Origin of the sequence: Pseudomonas sp. NPDC087185, from assembly GCF_044744955.1 — a bacterium.
GTDB lineage: Bacteria > Pseudomonadota > Gammaproteobacteria > Pseudomonadales > Pseudomonadaceae > Aquipseudomonas.
The window spans coordinates 68,561-84,686 of record NZ_JBIUZK010000006.1 but is presented as its reverse complement, the minus strand read 5'-3'; the positions used below and the strand labels follow the sequence as shown (position 1 = coordinate 84,686).

10 protein-coding genes are annotated in these 16,126 nt (G+C 62.4%); 3 read left to right on the top strand and 7 right to left on the bottom strand.

Annotation, left to right across the window (positions count from 1 at the left end):
* Positions 1-135: 135 nt before the first annotated feature.
* Positions 136-1,053, bottom strand: coding sequence for a glutamate/aspartate ABC transporter substrate-binding protein (locus ACIPIJ_RS20580; RefSeq protein WP_401079988.1), 918 nt, complete (start codon positions 1,051-1,053; stop codon positions 136-138).
* A gap of 327 nt (positions 1,054-1,380) precedes the next feature.
* Between ACIPIJ_RS20580 and ACIPIJ_RS20575 the strand changes: the two genes are divergently transcribed.
* Positions 1,381-5,730: an NEL-type E3 ubiquitin ligase domain-containing protein gene (locus ACIPIJ_RS20575; protein WP_401079986.1), complete on the top strand. Its 4,350-nt coding sequence runs from the start codon at positions 1,381-1,383 to the stop codon at positions 5,728-5,730.
* A 64-nt stretch (positions 5,731-5,794) separates the two neighbouring features.
* On the opposite strand, the gene glpD is transcribed toward ACIPIJ_RS20575, so the two are convergent.
* The 4 genes from glpD to ACIPIJ_RS20555 all read right to left on the bottom strand — a co-directional run bounded on the left by glpD (position 5,795) and on the right by ACIPIJ_RS20555 (position 10,769).
* Positions 5,795-7,333 (bottom strand): glycerol-3-phosphate dehydrogenase, encoded by a 1,539-nt coding sequence (glpD, locus tag ACIPIJ_RS20570; RefSeq protein WP_401079984.1) that lies wholly within the window; start codon positions 7,331-7,333, stop codon positions 5,795-5,797.
* 175 nt (positions 7,334-7,508) lie between these two features.
* Positions 7,509-8,264, bottom strand: coding sequence for a DNA-binding transcriptional repressor GlpR (gene glpR / locus ACIPIJ_RS20565; RefSeq protein ID WP_401079982.1), 756 nt, complete (start codon positions 8,262-8,264; stop codon positions 7,509-7,511).
* A 112-nt stretch (positions 8,265-8,376) separates the two neighbouring features.
* On the bottom strand, positions 8,377-9,876 hold the full coding sequence (gene glpK, locus ACIPIJ_RS20560; RefSeq protein WP_401079980.1) for a glycerol kinase GlpK: 1,500 nt from the start codon (positions 9,874-9,876) through the stop codon (positions 8,377-8,379).
* Between the two features lie 41 nt (positions 9,877-9,917).
* Positions 9,918-10,769 (bottom strand): MIP/aquaporin family protein, encoded by an 852-nt coding sequence (locus ACIPIJ_RS20555; protein ID WP_401079978.1) that lies wholly within the window; start codon positions 10,767-10,769, stop codon positions 9,918-9,920.
* A gap of 301 nt (positions 10,770-11,070) precedes the next feature.
* Here ACIPIJ_RS20555 and ybaK point away from each other — a divergent pair, with 301 nt between their 5' ends.
* On the top strand, positions 11,071-11,541 hold the full coding sequence (ybaK, locus tag ACIPIJ_RS20550) for a Cys-tRNA(Pro) deacylase (protein ID WP_401079976.1): 471 nt from the start codon (positions 11,071-11,073) through the stop codon (positions 11,539-11,541).
* Between the two features lie 37 nt (positions 11,542-11,578).
* On the opposite strand, the gene ACIPIJ_RS20545 is transcribed toward ybaK, so the two are convergent.
* Together ACIPIJ_RS20545 and argF are read right to left on the bottom strand one after the other, a co-directional pair.
* Positions 11,579-12,688 (bottom strand): ABC transporter ATP-binding protein, encoded by a 1,110-nt coding sequence (locus ACIPIJ_RS20545; protein WP_401079974.1) that lies wholly within the window; start codon positions 12,686-12,688, stop codon positions 11,579-11,581.
* The gene (gene argF, locus ACIPIJ_RS20540; protein ID WP_401079972.1) at positions 12,685-13,605 is read right to left on the bottom strand and encodes an ornithine carbamoyltransferase; all 921 of its coding nucleotides are present in this window, start codon (positions 13,603-13,605) and stop codon (positions 12,685-12,687) included. Before argF ends, ACIPIJ_RS20545 begins: the two co-directional genes overlap by 4 nt.
* Positions 13,606-13,969: 364 nt before the next feature.
* Here argF and ACIPIJ_RS20535 point away from each other — a divergent pair, with 364 nt between their 5' ends.
* Complete coding sequence (locus ACIPIJ_RS20535) at positions 13,970-16,078, top strand: molybdopterin oxidoreductase family protein (protein ID WP_401079970.1); 2,109 nt, start codon at positions 13,970-13,972, stop codon at positions 16,076-16,078.
* The last annotated feature ends 48 nt before the right edge of the window (positions 16,079-16,126 follow it).

The window sequence follows — 16,126 nt, the reverse complement described above, 5'->3', positions numbered from 1 at the left end:
CCTCAGACGGTTGTTTCACGGGCACCTTCGAGCATCCAAGGGCGGCATGCGCCCTCGGATGAAAGGTTAGACACTAATGAGTGGCCTGCAGAATTGATTCGTGCTCGTGAGCACCAGGCCACTATTTGCTGAGGATCAGGACTTCTTCTCGTCCGCGGCCTTGTCGGTCGGCTCGGCGATCAGTTTTTTCAGCTCGTCGCTCATCTGGAATTGCAGGTTCAGGCCTTTTGGCGGGATTGGCTGCATGAACCACTTGTCGTAGCTCTTGTTGACTTCGCCCGACTTGAAGTAGCCGACGATGGCGTCGTCTACCGCTTTCTTGAACGCAGCGTCTTCTTTACGCACCATGCAGCCGTAGATTTCGTACGACTGTGGGGTACCGGTGATGACCCAGTCGGACGGCTTGCGCGCCTTGGCCATTTCACCGGCCAGCAGGGCGTCGTCCATCATGAAGGCTACGGCGCGGCCGCTTTCGAGCATGTTGAAGGCTTCACCGTGGTCCTTGGCGGAAATCACGTTCATCTTCATCTGCTTGTCGGCGTTCATCGCCTTGAGGATGCGCTCGGAGGTGGTACCGGCGGTGGTCACCACGTTCTTGCCGGCCAGGTCCGGGAAATCTTTATAGGAGGGCTGACCGTCTTTCACCTTGGTCAGCAGGCGCGTGCCGACTTCGAAGATGCCCACCGAGAAGCCGACTTGCTGCTGGCGCTCGACGTTGTTGGTGGTGGATCCGCACTCCAGGTCCACGGTGCCGTTCTGCACCAGCGGGATGCGGGTTTGCGAAGTGACGAGGTTGTACTTGACCTTGATGTCGGTGCCCAGTTGCTTTTTCAGGGCGTCGACCACGGCCAGCTGGATGTCGTGGGAATAGCCCACGGGCTCCGGCTTGCCTGCCAGATAGGAAAACGGAATGGAGGAGTCGCGGTGCCCCAGGGTGATGGTGCCCGAGTCCTTGATCTTCTTCAGGGTGCCGGTCAGCTCCTCGGCCATGGCGGGCGAAGCGATGACTGCAGCCGCGATGGCGGCGCCCAGCAATTGACGAACGATACGCATCAAATTTTCCTCGACGTGTTTGTTTTTTTTATGGAGCCGTTGGCGGACTCTTTCGTTCAACGAATACAGCATGAAGCGCTGTGCATTCGGCTTCCAAGTGTAGAGCATGACTCGTGCCAAGCTCTGCAGTTGATCATAACGGCACGTATTTGCTGGGGATCAACATTTTTTGACGAATGTGTAACGGATTCAGGTATCCGGCTAACCGAATGCATGGGCGTGTGGCGTTCGGAAACCCGAATGAATGGGGCAGGCGCGCAGCATTAATTACCGCAGGTAGCCGGGGGCCCAATGATGTGCTCTGGGTTTACTCAGCAGGCGCTTCCCATGACCCACGAATCGACCCCCGTCCATTCCATCGACCAACTGATCGCCAAGCGGCTTCCCAGTTGGCTTTCCACAACCACCCCCGATCATCTGAACGCGCTGCATGAGGCCATGCGCAGGCAGCAGCACAGCGCCCACGCGCTCCAGGTGTTCATGGCGGCTGTGCCCTCGCTGGATGACCATGCCATTGCATTACTGCAGGCGGCATTGCGCCAGCGCCATGGCATTGAGGTCGATGTGCGCTCCGCCCGGCTGCGGACGGTGAAGTGGGTCCGGTACCCGCCACCGGTCAGAACCACCCCTGCTGAACGCTTCCCAGAAGTGTCTTCGCGTTCACTGCTCGAGGCTGCGCTGCACAATTTCATGCCCGAGGAGGGCCGCGCCGAGCCCTTTACCGAGGTCGCGTTGCGTGACGCTGCGAACCACGTGTTGCCCATCACTTATGAACACTATGTGTTGATGTGCCGTGAGCTCGATCTGGGGGGCAACTATCAGGCGCTGCTACGTCGGCACTTCGCCCTCGATGAGGCTGCCGGCAGCCCCGCCCGCCAGCGTATCGAAGCGATGCTGGAAGAGGCGCAGCGTGCGCAGTTGGATGTCGATGTGCGCCGAGGGGCGATGAAAGGGGAAATCGATGAAGGCACGCTGCGCCAGGTGCTGCCGATCATTTCGGGCGTTCCGATTGTCCCCAGTGACCCCGCGACGCTGAGCGTCAAACAGCTTTACCTGCTGGGCAAGCGCATGCACGGCATTCTGGTGATCGAAGCTCGGCAGCCAATGGCCGATGCCGGCTTGCAGAAGTTGATCGTGTGGATACCGGGTGACCCGGTGCGGCCGGTTCAGGAGTACCGCTCGTGGGCGCTGTTCCATGAATTGATGGGGCAGCGCCTTCGCGAACCCATCTATGCGAGGTTTTTCCAGCGATACGTCCGCGAGCGTGACCGGGTCTCATTCTACGGCGCATTGAGTGTGCTGCAGGCGAGCACCGACCTTGGTGTGGCGTTACCGCTCGATGGTCGCCTTATGCCCGTCAACACTTCGCTTTTCAGCTACTTGCGAACGCTCCAGGTAGAGAAGATTGTCGACGATGCACGCGTGCTCGCGGTGCCCACCGGCGATGAAGATGCCGAGGCCCGTGCCAACCGTCTGCAAGGGTATGAAAACCTCGGCCTGACGTTGCTGAATCTGGCCGGGTTTTTCGTACCGGTGTTGGGCCAGGCCATGCTGGCGGTTGCAGCCGTGCAACTCGCCAGTGAAGTGTACGAGGGCTATGAAGACTGGCAACTGGGTGATCGGCAAGCGGCGTTGCAGCACCTTTTTGCCGTGGCGGGAAACGTGCTGCTGGGCGCTGCGGTGGCGGCCGGAACCGTTGGGGTGCGGTGTGTGCTCGAGCGTGTACCTTTTGTGGATGACTTGCTGCCGGTAAAGGCCGACAGCGGGCACGTGAAACTGATCGATCATCGCCTCAGCGCTTACCGCGTGGCAGGCAAGTCGGCGCACGTTGGCCGTAGAACGCTGCACGACGACCGCTGGCAGATCCGGCTGCATGAGGGCAGCTTTCGCCTGGCCAGCGTTGAAGGTGACGAGCGTCTGCGTATCCAGCATCCGCTGCGGGACCAGGCGTACCGGCCAGTGCTGGAGCACAACGGGCGCGGTGACTGGCGCCATGCGTTGGTGCGCCCCCAGGAGTGGACAGGTGCCAGGCAGCTGCTGCGTCGTTTGGCGTCCAGCTTGGCCGACCTAACCGACACGCAAGCTGACGCCGTACTCGCGTGCACAGGGTTCGATGAGGCCCGGCTGCGCCTTCTGCACGCGCAGAATGCCCCGGCGCCAGCGCGCCTGATGAATGCTGTTGAACGTTATCGGCTGCATCAGCAGCACCCCGCCGTGCGTGGGGAGGCCTTCGAAACCTTGCTCGCATCCGCGCAGGCGCAGGCAGATACCACGGTCACCGCACTGCTGCGCGATTTCCCGGGGCTATCGCTCAACGGAGCACAGGAGGTGGTCGGCCAGTGCGACAGTGAGCAGGTCGAACAGATGGTGGCCAGCGGCCGGGTACCGCTGGCCATCGCCGAGCGCGCACGCTGGTTTCTGCGTGACAGCCGTATCGACCGCGCTTGTGCCGGTTTGCGCCAGGCCCAGGCGCTGAATGAAGACAGCGAGAAACTGGCATTGGGGCTGATCGATACGTTGGCACCCTGGGGCCAGTCGGTGCGCATCGAACTGCGTCTGGGAGCGGCTGATGGGCCGCTGCAGACACAGGTTGGTAACGCCCTCGCCGGGCAGGCCGTGCGCATAGTCCGTGGGCACGAGGGCTACCGCGTGTTCGCAGAGGACGGCGCACTGTTGACCGGTTCGGCGCAGGCCGATTCGCTTCAGCAGGCACTGCTGCTCAGCCTGGATGACGCTCAGAAGGCGCTGTTGAGCGATGTGCCGCTTGATGCCCAAGGCCTGGCAGACCTGTTGGCCAAGGCGGCCAGTGATCAGCGCGAGCGGGTGTCGCGCCTGATTGGCCAGGCACCGGTGGGCAGGGGCGTGCGCCCCCCGGTGCGTTTCGCCGATGGGCGCCTTGGCTACCCGCTCAGTGGCCGCGGCGAGAGCATGGGGCAGGCAAGCCGCAGGGGCATCCGGCAAATCTACCCGACCCTGACCGATGAGCAGTTGCACAATTACATGCTCGAACTTATCAGTAATCGGATCGACCCTTGGGAACATTACAGCCATCTGCATGGCCTGCTGGAAGACCTGCGCGGGGCGTTGTTGGCCTGGCGTAGTACGGGGGCGAACTTCCTCGTGCAGCTCAGGCGTAATCGCGTGGCCAATGCGCTGCGCCGTTGCTGGCGGCGCAAGGTGGGTGCGCGCGAGGATGGCAGCTTTGCCCTGGAAATCAGTGGCGAGCGCATCGGTGCGCTGCCCAGGTTGCCGGCGGGTGTGAGTTTTGGCCATGTGACGCACCTGACCCTGCGCAACATGGCGCTCGAGGACATCGAGGACGACTTCCTGGCCCGTTTCCCGCGTGTGGTTGAACTTGATTTGCGGGGCAACCGCCTTTCGACCATCTCGCCCGGTATTGCCCAGCTCACCGGGCTGCGGCAACTGTCGCTGGCCGATAACCGTATCTACATGACCGTCACGGACAACCGCCGGTTGCAGGCGTTGACCCAATTGCGCCGGCTGGACCTGAGCGGTAACTTGCTGGGGGACGCACCCGACATCCGGTCGCTGGTACACCTGCGTGATCTGGACCTGCGCTCTACAGGTATTACGCAGTGGCCAGAGCGGCCACAGCAAGTGCCTTGGCAGGGGCTTACCGACCTGCGGGACAATCAGATTCGCGCGCTTAACCAGCAAAACCATGCCTTGCAGCGTGCCCTATCGCGCGTTTCCCTGCATGACAACCCATTGGACGAGGCGAGTTCCACGTACCTCAGCCAGGCCAGTGAAGTGCACGGCGAGTTCTCCTCCTTCCGCCATCAACTGGTCCAGGAGGCTGAGCGTGAGCGCTGGCTGGTGGGCGCTTCGGCTGCGTTGCGTTCACGGCTTGAGGGCCAGTGGCTCACCCTGGTGGCCGAACCCGGTTCGGCCAACTTCTTTCGCTTCCTGCGCGATTTCGCCCATACCACGGATTACGCAGGACATCCGGCCTATTACCGGGCGCGCGTATGGAAAATCATCGAAGCCTGCGAGCAGAACAGCGAAATACGGGATCAGCTGTTCACACTCGCCGGAGGCAGGCGCACCTGCGAGGACCGTCTGTTGCTGGTGCTCAGCCAGATGGAGGTGAGGGCACTGATCCATGAGCTGACGGTGGGCCTGAGTACCGCACAAAGAGAGAGGCCGCTGATGCAGGTGGGGCGTTCGCTGTTCCGCCTTGGTGAAGTCGACCGCATAGCGGCGCAACGCATCGAATCGCTGCGGGTGAACGGCCGAGAGGTGGATGAAATCGAGGTGTACCTGGCCTACCGCTTCCGGCTGGCCACATCGCTGCGTTTGCCCGGGCAACCAGCAAGCATGCATTACGAGGACTACAGTGGTCTGACAGCGACCGATTTCAACATCGCCAGGGTGGATGTACTGCGGGCCGAAAGCAATGAGCGGCTGTCACGGGCGTTGGCCGATCAGGAGTTCTGGCAGGAGTACCTGCATCACACCCATGCGCAGCGCTTCGGCGCTTTGGCCGAAAGCTGTTATGCGCCACTGGATGAGGCTGAAAGAAGCGTGCAAAGCGGTGCGATGACGGAGCAGGCCTATGAGGCATTGTGCAGGCAGCAGAGGGATGCTTACCTTGCCCAGGAGCGCGCATTGATCGAGCAGTTGTCGAGTGAGGCTTACCAGCGTTGGCCGATATGACAGGGTGTGGCAACCCTAGGTGATCGTGGGCGTCGTGCGGACGACGCCCTTGCCGGGCGTGAAATCAGGCTGCCCGCGTACCTGCCCTGACAGGCTCGTTAGCCTGCAGGTACGCAGCCAGCGCACGCTGTTCGGCTTCGGTAGTGAACAGGCCCAGTTTGGTCCGGCGCCACAGGATATCGTCGGTACCGATTGCCCATTCCTGGCCGCGCAGGTAATCCACTTCGCGGGCAAACAGGCCGCCGCCAATGGCATCGCCCAGGCCTTCAGGGCCTTGTATCCCTTCGAGCAGCTGCCACACTCGGCTGCCGTAGGTCACGGCCCAGCGTTTGGCGATGTCGACCGGTAGCCAGCCATGGCGGGCGAGGATGGCATCGGTCAGCGCCTGCGCCGTGGTCATGTCTTCACCACCCGGCAGCGGGGCAGTGGCGGTCCAACTGGCACCCATCTGCGGGAAAAACGCCTTGAGCTCGCCCATGGCGGATTCGGCCAGCTTGCGGTAAGTCGTCAGTTTGCCGCCAAACACCGACAGCAGTGGCGCCTGACCTTCGCTGGCAGATAGCGCCAGGGTGTAGTCGCGGGTCACGGCCGAAGGGTTGTCCGATTCGTCATTGCACAGTGGGCGCACGCCCGAGTAGGTATGCAGGATGTCGGCACGGCTGAGCTGATGGTTGAAGTGCTCGTTGACCACCTTGAGCAGGTAGTCGGTTTCGGTGTCGGTGATTTTCACCTGCGCCGGATCGCCACTGTATTCGCGGTCGGTGGTGCCGATCAGGGTGAAGCGCTCCAGGTACGGGATGCAGAAGACGATGCGTTGGTCCTCATTCTGCAGGATGTAGGCATGCTCGCCGTCGTACAGGCGCGGAACGATGAGGTGGCTGCCCTGGATCAGGCGGATGCCATAGGGCGCATCCAGCTTGAGGTCATCCTTGATGAAGCTGGCCACCCAAGGGCCGGCGGCGTTGACCAGGGCGCGGGCACGGATCGTCTGCAGGCGGCCGTCGGCATGCTGCAGTTCGACCTGCCACACACCGTCGACACGTTCGGCGCGCAGGCAGCGGGTACGGGTGACGATATCTGCACCGTTTTCACGGGCGGCCATGGCGTTGAGCACCACCAGACGAGCGTCGTCCACGGCGCAGTCAGCGTATTCGAAACCACGGGTAATGGCCGGCTTGAGCGGGTAGCCGGGGCCGAACTTCAGGCTGCGCGAGGCGCCCAGGCGCTTGCGCTTGCCCAGGTGATCGTAGAGGAACAAGCCGGCGCGGATCATCCAGGCCGGGCGCAGGTGCGGGCGGTGAGGCAGTACGAAACGCATCGGTTTGACGATATGCGGTGCCTTGGCCAGCAGTACTTCGCGTTCGGCAAGCGCCTCGCGCACCAGGCGGAACTCGTAATGCTCCAGGTAGCGCAGGCCGCCGTGGATCAATTTGCTGCTGGCCGAGGAGGTGTGCTGGGCCAAGTCGTCCTTTTCGCAGAGGAAGACTTTCAGGCCGCGCCCGGCGGCGTCGGCAGCGATGCCCACGCCATTGATGCCGCCGCCGATCACGGCGAGGTCATAGCAGTCGGCGAGTGGTGGCTGGGACGAAACGGGCTGGGACACGGGCAAGGCCTCCTGGGGCTGTTCACATCGAATATGAACATTGATGTTCGTTTCCGAAAATACTAGCGCAACAGAAAGCCGGTCGCCAGTCAGTCTTTATAGAAAAAACTGATCAGATGACAAATAAGTGAACATTTACGAAAATGGCGGGCCGTTTTGCTGGCCCGCTTGCAGCTCAAACCACGTCCAGGCGAATCTTGTACTGGTTGAGCAATTCGCTCAGGGCGGGCGTAGGCGACTGGTCGGTCACCAGGCAGTCGACCAGGCTGATCGAGCCCAGACGCACCATGGCATTCCGGCCGAACTTGCTGGAGTCGGCCGCCAGAATGACCTGGCGTGCATTGGCGATGATCGCCTGGGAAACCCGCACTTCCTGGTAATCGAAATCGAGCAGGCTGCCATCTTCATCGATGCCGCTGATGCCCACCAGGGCGAAGTCGACCTTGAACTGGCTGATGAAGTCGACGCTGGCCTGGCCGACCACCCCCCCATCGCGGCGCACCGTGCCACCGGCCACCAACACTTCGAAATCATCCTTGGCGGCGAGTATTGCGGCCACGTGCAGGTTGTTGGTAATCACCTTCAGGTGGCTGTGGTTGAGCAACGCCCGGGCAATGGATTCGGTGGTCGTACCAATGTTGATGAACAGCGAGGCATGGTCGGGAATCTGCCGGGCCACGGCGTCGGCGATACGCTGCTTTTCGTCGCGCATCTGGTCGGCGCGCATGGCGTAGGCGGTGTTCTCGATGCTCGAATCGTAGGCCGCCCCACCGTGGTAGCGGCGTAGCAGGTTGAGTTCGGCGAGCTGGTTGATGTCGCGGCGGATGGTTTGCGGGGTGACGATGAACAACTGCGCCATTTCTTCGATGCTGACGTAGCCGCGTTCGCGCACCAGCTCGAGGATTTGTTGTTGGCGTGGGGGCAGATTCATGGGCGGTCCTTATGGGCTGCCGGACAAATTCTGCAATGATGCCGCAGGAAGCGGATGACGGCCAGTAGGCCATAGGCTGATAGGGGCCGCGAAGCAGCCCCATGCAGCGGGATCAGGCGTCGTGGTCTTCCCAGTCACGGGTACGGTCGACCGCTTTGCGCCAGCCGGCGTACAGCTTCTCTTTTTGCGTTTCGTCCAGCTGCGGGCTGAATTCGCGCTCGATGATCGCTTTGTCCCGCAGCTCCTCCAGGCCACTCCAGAAGCCACAGGCCAGGCCCGCCAGGTAAGCGGCACCCAGGGCCGTGGTTTCGCGCATTTTCGGGCGCTCGACGCAGGTGCCGAGGATATCGGCCTGGAACTGCATGAGGAAATTGTTGGCCACCGCACCGCCGTCGACGCGCAATTCGGACAGGCGTTGGCCGCAGTCCTGTTGCATGGCGTCGAGTACGTCGCGGGTCTGGTAGGCGATCGACTCCAGCGCGGCGCGGATGATGTGGTCAACCTTCACACCGCGGGTCAGGCCAAACAGCGCGCCACGGGCGTAGGGGTCCCAGTAGGGGGCGCCGAGGCCGGTGAAGGCGGGTACCAGATAAACGCCGTTGCTGTCCTTGACCTTGCTGGCAAAGTATTCGGTGTCGAGGGCGTCGTTGACGATCTTCAGTTCGTCGCGCAGCCATTGCACGGTGGAACCACCATTGAATACCGCGCCTTCCAGCGCGTAGGCCACCTCGCCACGCGGGCCGCAGGCGATGGTGGTGAGCAGGCCGTGGGACGACTTCACTGCCTGGTCGCCGGTGTTCATCAGCAGGAAGCAGCCGGTGCCATAGGTGTTCTTGGCCTGGCCGGGCTCCACGCACATCTGGCCGAACAGCGCGGACTGCTGGTCACCGGCGATACCGGCGATGGCGATGCCGCTCTTGGTGTGGCCGTAGACTTCGGACGATGGACGCACCTCGGGCAGCATTTGCCGCGGGATGCCAAGGATCTCCAGCAGCTTGTCGTCCCACTGCAGGCTGTGGATGTTGAACATCAGCGTGCGCGAGGCGTTGGTGTAGTCGGTGACATGCACCTTGCCGCCGGAGAACTTCCAGATCAGCCAGGTATCGACGGTGCCGAACAGCAGTTCGCCGCGCTCGGCGCGCTCACGGGCGCCTTCGACGTTGTCGAGGATCCACTTGAGCTTGGTGCCGGAGAAGTACGGGTCGGTGACCAGGCCGGTGGTTTCACGGATGTATTCTTCATGCCCGTCGCGTTTGAGCTGTGCACAGATTTCGGTGCTGCGACGGCACTGCCAGACCACTGCGTTGTAAACCGGGCGGCCGGTTTCCCTATCCCACACCACGGTGGTTTCGCGCTGGTTGGTGATGCCGATGGCGGCCACCTGGGCGTGGCTGATGCCGGCCTGGGCCAGGGCCTCGACCATGGTCGCGCTCTGCGTGGCGAAGATTTCCATCGGGTCGTGTTCGACCCAGCCAGCTTGCGGATAGTGCTGGGCGAACTCGCGCTGGGAGGTGCCGACCACATTGGCGTCGCGGTCGAAGATGATGGCCCGCGAACTGGTGGTGCCCTGGTCCAGGGCGATGATGTAGTTCTTATCCTGGGTGTCTGTCATGGTCGTAGGCCTTGCAAAAAGAGGGGGTCAGGACGCAAGCATCAGTTGGCTTGAGTATCGCCCTGGCGATTGTCATTTGTCTCAGGGTTCGCGCTTTGCGCCGCCGGCAGGTTGCGGGCGATCAGGCCGCGATAGGTCGCGGCACCCAGGCAAGCGCCGAGTATCGGTGCGAACACCGGAACCAGGAAGTAAGGAATGTCCCGGCCGCCCGTGAAGGCGACTTCGCCCCAGCCGGCCAGGAACGTCATCAGTTTTGGCCCGAAATCGCGGGCTGGGTTCATCGCGAAGCCGGTCAGCGGGCCCATGGCGCTGCCGATCACGGCGATCAGCAGGCCGATCAGCAGCGGTGCCATGGCGCCTCGCGGCAAGCCGTTGTTGTCGTCGGTCAGGGCCATGATCACGGCCATCAGGATCGCGGTGATCACCACTTCGACCAGGAAGGCCTGGCCAGTGGAAAGAGCAGGGTGCGGATAGGTGGAGAACACCGACGCCAGTTCGAGGCTCTCGGTGCTGCCGCGCAGCATGGCGTGGGCTTGTTCGAAATCGAAGAACAGGTTGCTGTACAGGGTGTAGACCAACGCCGCGCCGCAGAATGCACCGCAAACCTGGGCCAGCATGTAGAACGGCAGTTTGCGCTTGTCGAAACCGGCGAACAGGGTCAGCGCGATGCTCACGGCCGGGTTCAGGTGCGCGCCGGAAATGCCGGCGGTGAGGTAGATCGCCATGCTCACGCCCACGCCCCAGATGATGCTGATTTCCCACAAGCCGAAGCTGGCGCCTGCGACCTTGAGGGCGGCGACACAGCCGGTGCCGAAGAAGATCAGCAGCGCCGTGCCGAGGAATTCGGCCAGGCATTGGCTGGACAATGTGGGTTCGCGTAGAGCAGTCGTCATGTATGACCTCGTTTTTTTTGTTGTGAGGCGCTTGGCGCTCGACAGCAAAGCCCGGTGTCTATCCCCATTGACCCCGGACATCTATAGGAATGCACCTTAAAAGTGCACCGTTTATTCAGAAACGAAAAAATATAGACAAGAAACGCTTATGTCAAAGGTCGAAAGTGAACGGTCAGTCACGATCTGGACGGGCTTTGCACGCTTGAATCCGCGAGTTAGACGGGCGCGAGGGAGGCGAACTGGCTGGGATGTGGGAATTGTCCTAAAGTAGCCGCCGATCTGTACCAGACCGGAGCACTGCATGACCCCCGCCCTCGACTTGTTGAAAAAAGCCCGTGCCGAGCACCGCGTGCACAGTTATGAGCATGACCCCAAATCGGCGTCGTATGGGCTGGAGGCAGCGGAAAAGCTTGGGCTCGACCCGCAGCAGGTATTCAAGACCTTGCTGGCCAGCAGTGAGAAGGGGGAATTGCTGGTGGCCGTGGTGCCCGTGGTGGGGACGCTGGACCTCAAAGCCCTGGCGCAGGCTGCCGGTGTAAAGAAGTGCGAGATGGCCGACCCTGCGGCTGCGCAGCGGGCCACGGGGTATCTGGTGGGGGGGATCAGCCCATTGGGGCAGAAGAAACGCCTGCGGACCTTCATTGATGATTCGGCGCAGAATTTTGCAACCATCCATGTCAGCGCCGGGCGGCGAGGCTTGGAAGTGGAGTTGGCGGCGGCGGTGCTGGCCGAACATACCCAAGGCTCATTTGCCGGAATCGGCCGGGGCTAAGGCCATTGGGGCTGCGCGGCAGCCCCACGTTGCTGCATCAGGTCGCCGAGCTGAAGCGACGAACCCCATTCTCCTGGCGCGGCAACTGCGCCGCGACACTGCCGGGTACCGGGAACAGCACCAGGTGGTCAGCCTTCACCGCAATGCCCACATCCTCGCCCACCTGATGATCGATATGGCTCGGGAAGATCGCTTCGAGCTGGCTGCCGGTTGGCAACTGCAGGCGATACAGGGTCGATGCGCCAAGGAAGCTTTTGCCGACGATACTCGCGCGCAGCGCGCTGTCTGCGGCATGCACGATATCGTCAGGGCGCAGCAGCACATCCACCGAGCTACCCGGCGCCATGATGTAGGCTCGGTTACCGCGCAGCTCGCCGAGCTCGGTGTTGACCGCCTCGTGGCTGCTCATCTGGCCACGGATGAAATAGCCCTGGCCGATGAAGCTGGCAACGAACGGCGTTTGCGGCTCATGGTAGAGGTTGTAGGGCGTATCCCACTGCTCCAGGCGGCCTTCCTTGAACACGCCCACATGGTCGCTGACCGCGAAGGCTTCTTCCTGGTCATGGGTGACCAGGATCGCGCTGGTGCCACGGCTCTTGAGGATATCGCGGACCTCATGGCTGAGGCGCCGACGCAATTCCACATCCAGGTTGGAGAACGGCTCGTCCAGCAGCAGCAGCTGTGGTTCGGGGGCCAGTGCCCGCGCCAGTGCTACGCGCTGCTGCTGGCCGCCGGACAGCTCGTGCGGGTAACGCCCGCCCAGGCCGCCAAGCTTGACCAGTTCAAGCATCTCTTCGACCACCTGCGCCTGTTTCGGGTGCTTGGCAATGCCGAAGGCGATGTTCTGTGCCACGGTCAGGTGCGGGAACAGGGCGTAGTCCTGGAACACCATGCCGATCCGGCGTTTTTCCGGTGACAGGGTGAAGCCGGCGCGGGAAATGACCTCGCCGGCCAGCTGGATCTCACCCTCGTGCACCGGCTCGAAGCCGGCGATGGCACGCAGTGTGGTGGTCTTGCCGCAACCCGAGGAACCCAGCAGGCAACCGATGTCGCCTGCGTTCAGGTGCAGGTTGAGGTTCTGGACGATGCGCTGGTCGCCGTAGCCGCAGGCGAGGTCGCGCAGGTTGAGCAGTAGGGGTTGACTCATGCGTGGTGGTAAGCCGGTTCGACAAGGAATTCGAGGAGGGCCTTCTGTGCATGCAGGCGGTTTTCAGCCTGGTCCCAGGCGACCGAACGAGGGTCGTCGAGCAGGTCATGGCTGATTTCCTCGCCGCGATGGGCGGGCAGGCAATGCATGAACAGGGCGTCGGGTGCCGCCAGGTCGAGCAGTTCGCGGGTGACCTGGTAAGGCGCGAAATGCGCCAGGCGCCGTGCAGTTTCCTCCTCTTGGCCCATCGAAGTCCAGACATCGGTGGTCACCAGGTGTGCGCCGCGCACGGCTTCACGCGGGTCACGGATGATCTGCACGCGGTCGCCACCCAGTGCCATGAAGCGTGGATCGGGGTCGTAGCCTTCCGGGCAGGCGATGCGCAGCTGGAAGTCGAACTGCCGGGCAGCTTCGATATACGAGTTGCACATATTGAAACCATCGCCGATCCAGGCCACGGTCTTGCCCTGGATGGCGCCACGGTGCTCGTGGAAGGTCTGCATGTCGGCCAGCAGCTGGCACGGGTGCGACTCGTCGGACAGGCCGTTGATCAGCGGCACGCGCGAGTTGGCGGCGAATTCGGTGAGGGTGCTGTGGGCGTGGGTGCGGATCATCACCGCATCGACCATGCTCGACAGCACGATGGCGCTGTCGCTGATCGGCTCGCCGCGGCCCAGTTGGGTGTCGCGCGGTGACAGGAAGATCGCCTGGCCACCAAGCTGGATCATGCCGGCCTCGAACGACACGCGGGTACGGGTCGAGGATTTTTCGAAGATCATCCCCAGTACGCGGTTTTTCAGGGGCTCGAACAGCACGCCGCGCTTGCGCAGGTCCTTCAGCTCGATGCCTCGGCGGATCACACCGAGCAATTCGTCGGTGGTGAAATCCAGCAGGGAGAGAAAGTGCCTAGCGCTCATGATTGACTACCTTATCTGCAACAGTATGCAGGTCTACCGTATGGTTTTTTTTGACAACGGGAGTGACCCGCGGCGTAAGCCGCACGGGGCGGACGAAATAGGGAAAGGCGCAATACTATAATTAAATGTCGCCTAAAACCAAGAGGGGAAACAGCGGCTCTGTTGCAAGGGGTGTCATTACCCCTTGAGCCTGCACTGTTTTTTATTTGCTACAGGGGGTTGTACACGGCTTGCTGGCAATTTGGCAAATGGCTGTCGCAAATCGTACGCCTGATGTCGGAGGATTCACGCCACGAAGCGCGCTGGCAGGGGGCTCGGGCAGGGCGCATAGTCGCTGTTCGACAACAACAACGCAGAGGCGGCCATGACCAAGACCCTGCATCACCGTGCCTGTCACCTGTGTGAAGCGATCTGTGGCCTGAACATCGAAGTCAGCCATGAAGACGATGGGCGGGCGCGCATCAGCTCGATCAAGGGCGACCCGCAGGACCCGTTCAGCCGTGGCCACATCTGCCCCAAGGCGGTGGCGCTGCAGGATATCCAGGAAGACCCGGACCGCTTGCGCCAACCGCATCGAAGGGTCGGCACGCAGTGGCAGGCCATCAGTTGGGATGAGGCCTTTGCCCTGGCCGCCGACAAGCTGTGGGCGATCCAGCAGGCGCATGGGCGTAACGCCGTAGCCGTTTATCAGGGCAACCCGAGCGTGCACAACTACGGCTTGATGACCCACAGCAACTACTTCCTCGGCCTGCTGAAAACGCGCAATCGCTACTCCGCCACCTCGGTGGACCAACTTCCCCAGCACCTGACCAGCTATCTGATGTATGGCCATGGCCTTTTATTGCCGATCCCGGACATCGACCACACCGATTTCATGCTGATCCTGGGTGGCAACCCGTTGGCTTCCAATGGCAGCATCATGACCGTGCCGGATGTGGAAAAACGCCTCAAGGCCCTGAAAGCACGGGGCGGGCAACTGGTCGTGGTGGACCCGCGGCGCAGCGAAACGGCCGCCATGGCCGATCGGCACCTGTTCATTCGCCCCGGTGGCGATGCCGCCTTGCTGTGCGGCCTGCTCAACACCCTGTTCGACGAAGGCCTGGCGCGCGGCTCGCACTTGCCGGTCAATGGGCTGCAGCAGGTTCGCGAGGCTATCGCGCCATTCAACGCCGAAGCCATGAGTGCACTGTGCGGGATCGACGCGGCCTGCATTCGCCAGCTTGCGCGTGACTTCGCTGCAGCCGACAAGGCTGTCTGCTATGGCCGCATGGGCGTGTCGACGCAGGCCTTCGGTACCCTGTGCCACTGGCTGGTGCAAGTGATCAACCTGGTCACCGGCAACCTTGATCGTGTGGGTGGGGCGTTGTGTACCGAGCCCGCCGTCGACCTCGTTGCTACTACCTCGGGTGGTCATTTCAATGCCTGGCAGAGCCGGGTATCCGGTTTGCCTGAGTACGGGGGGGAACTGCCGGTGGCAGCCTTGGCCGAAGAGATGCTGACCCCCGGCGAAGGACAGGTCCGGGCCCTGGTGACCGTTGCCGGTAACCCGGTGCTGTCCACCCCCAACGGCCGGCAACTGGACGCGGCGTTGCAGGGGCTGGAGTTCATGCTCAGCATCGACCTGTACATCAACGAGACGACTCGCCACGCCGACCTGATCCTGCCATCCACCTCGGCACTGGAACACGACCATTACGACAGCACCTTCAACCTGCTGGCCGTGCGCAATGTCACCCGCTTCAACCGGGCCATCCTGGCCAAGCCGCAAGGCGCCTTGCATGACTGGGAAATCTTCGTCGGCCTGGCACAAGCCTTCGCCCAGCGTGCAGGGCTGGAACTCAAGCCGACCATTGCGCCTGCGCAGATGATCGACCTGGCGCTACGTAAAGGCCGGTATGGCGAAGAGAGTGCCTGGACGCTCTCGCTCGGCACGCTTGATGAGCATCCCCATGGCCTTGACCTCGGCCCGCTGCGCGCCAGCCTGGGTGCGCGCTTGGCCACGGCGAGCAAGGCCGTCGAAGTGGCCCCGAAGGCCGTGCTGGATGACCTGCACCGACTGGCGCAACAAGCCCCGCCAGCGCCAGGCGAATTGCTGTTGATCGGCCGACGGCATGTGCGCAGCAACAATTCCTGGATGCACAACTTTCATCGGCTGGTCAAAGGCAAGCCGCGCCATCAGTTGCTGATGCATCCGCAGGATTTGCTCCAGCGACAATTGCAGGATGGCCAGCGGGTACGGATCCGTTCGCGTACCGGTAGCCTCGAAGTCGAGGTGCAGGCCTGCGAAGACATGATGCCCGGCGTGGTCAGCCTGCCCCATGGCTTCGGCCATGGCCGCCCGGGCGTACAGCTGCTGATCGCCCAGGCACAACCTGGCATCAGTGCCAATGACCTGACCGATGAGCGCTTGCGTGATGCCGTTTCGGGCAACGCAGCGCTCAATGGCGTACCCGTGCAGGTGGACGCCGCGTGACCTGCGGCAAGGCCGAGCACGGCGCTTGGGTTTCCGATACAATGCGTC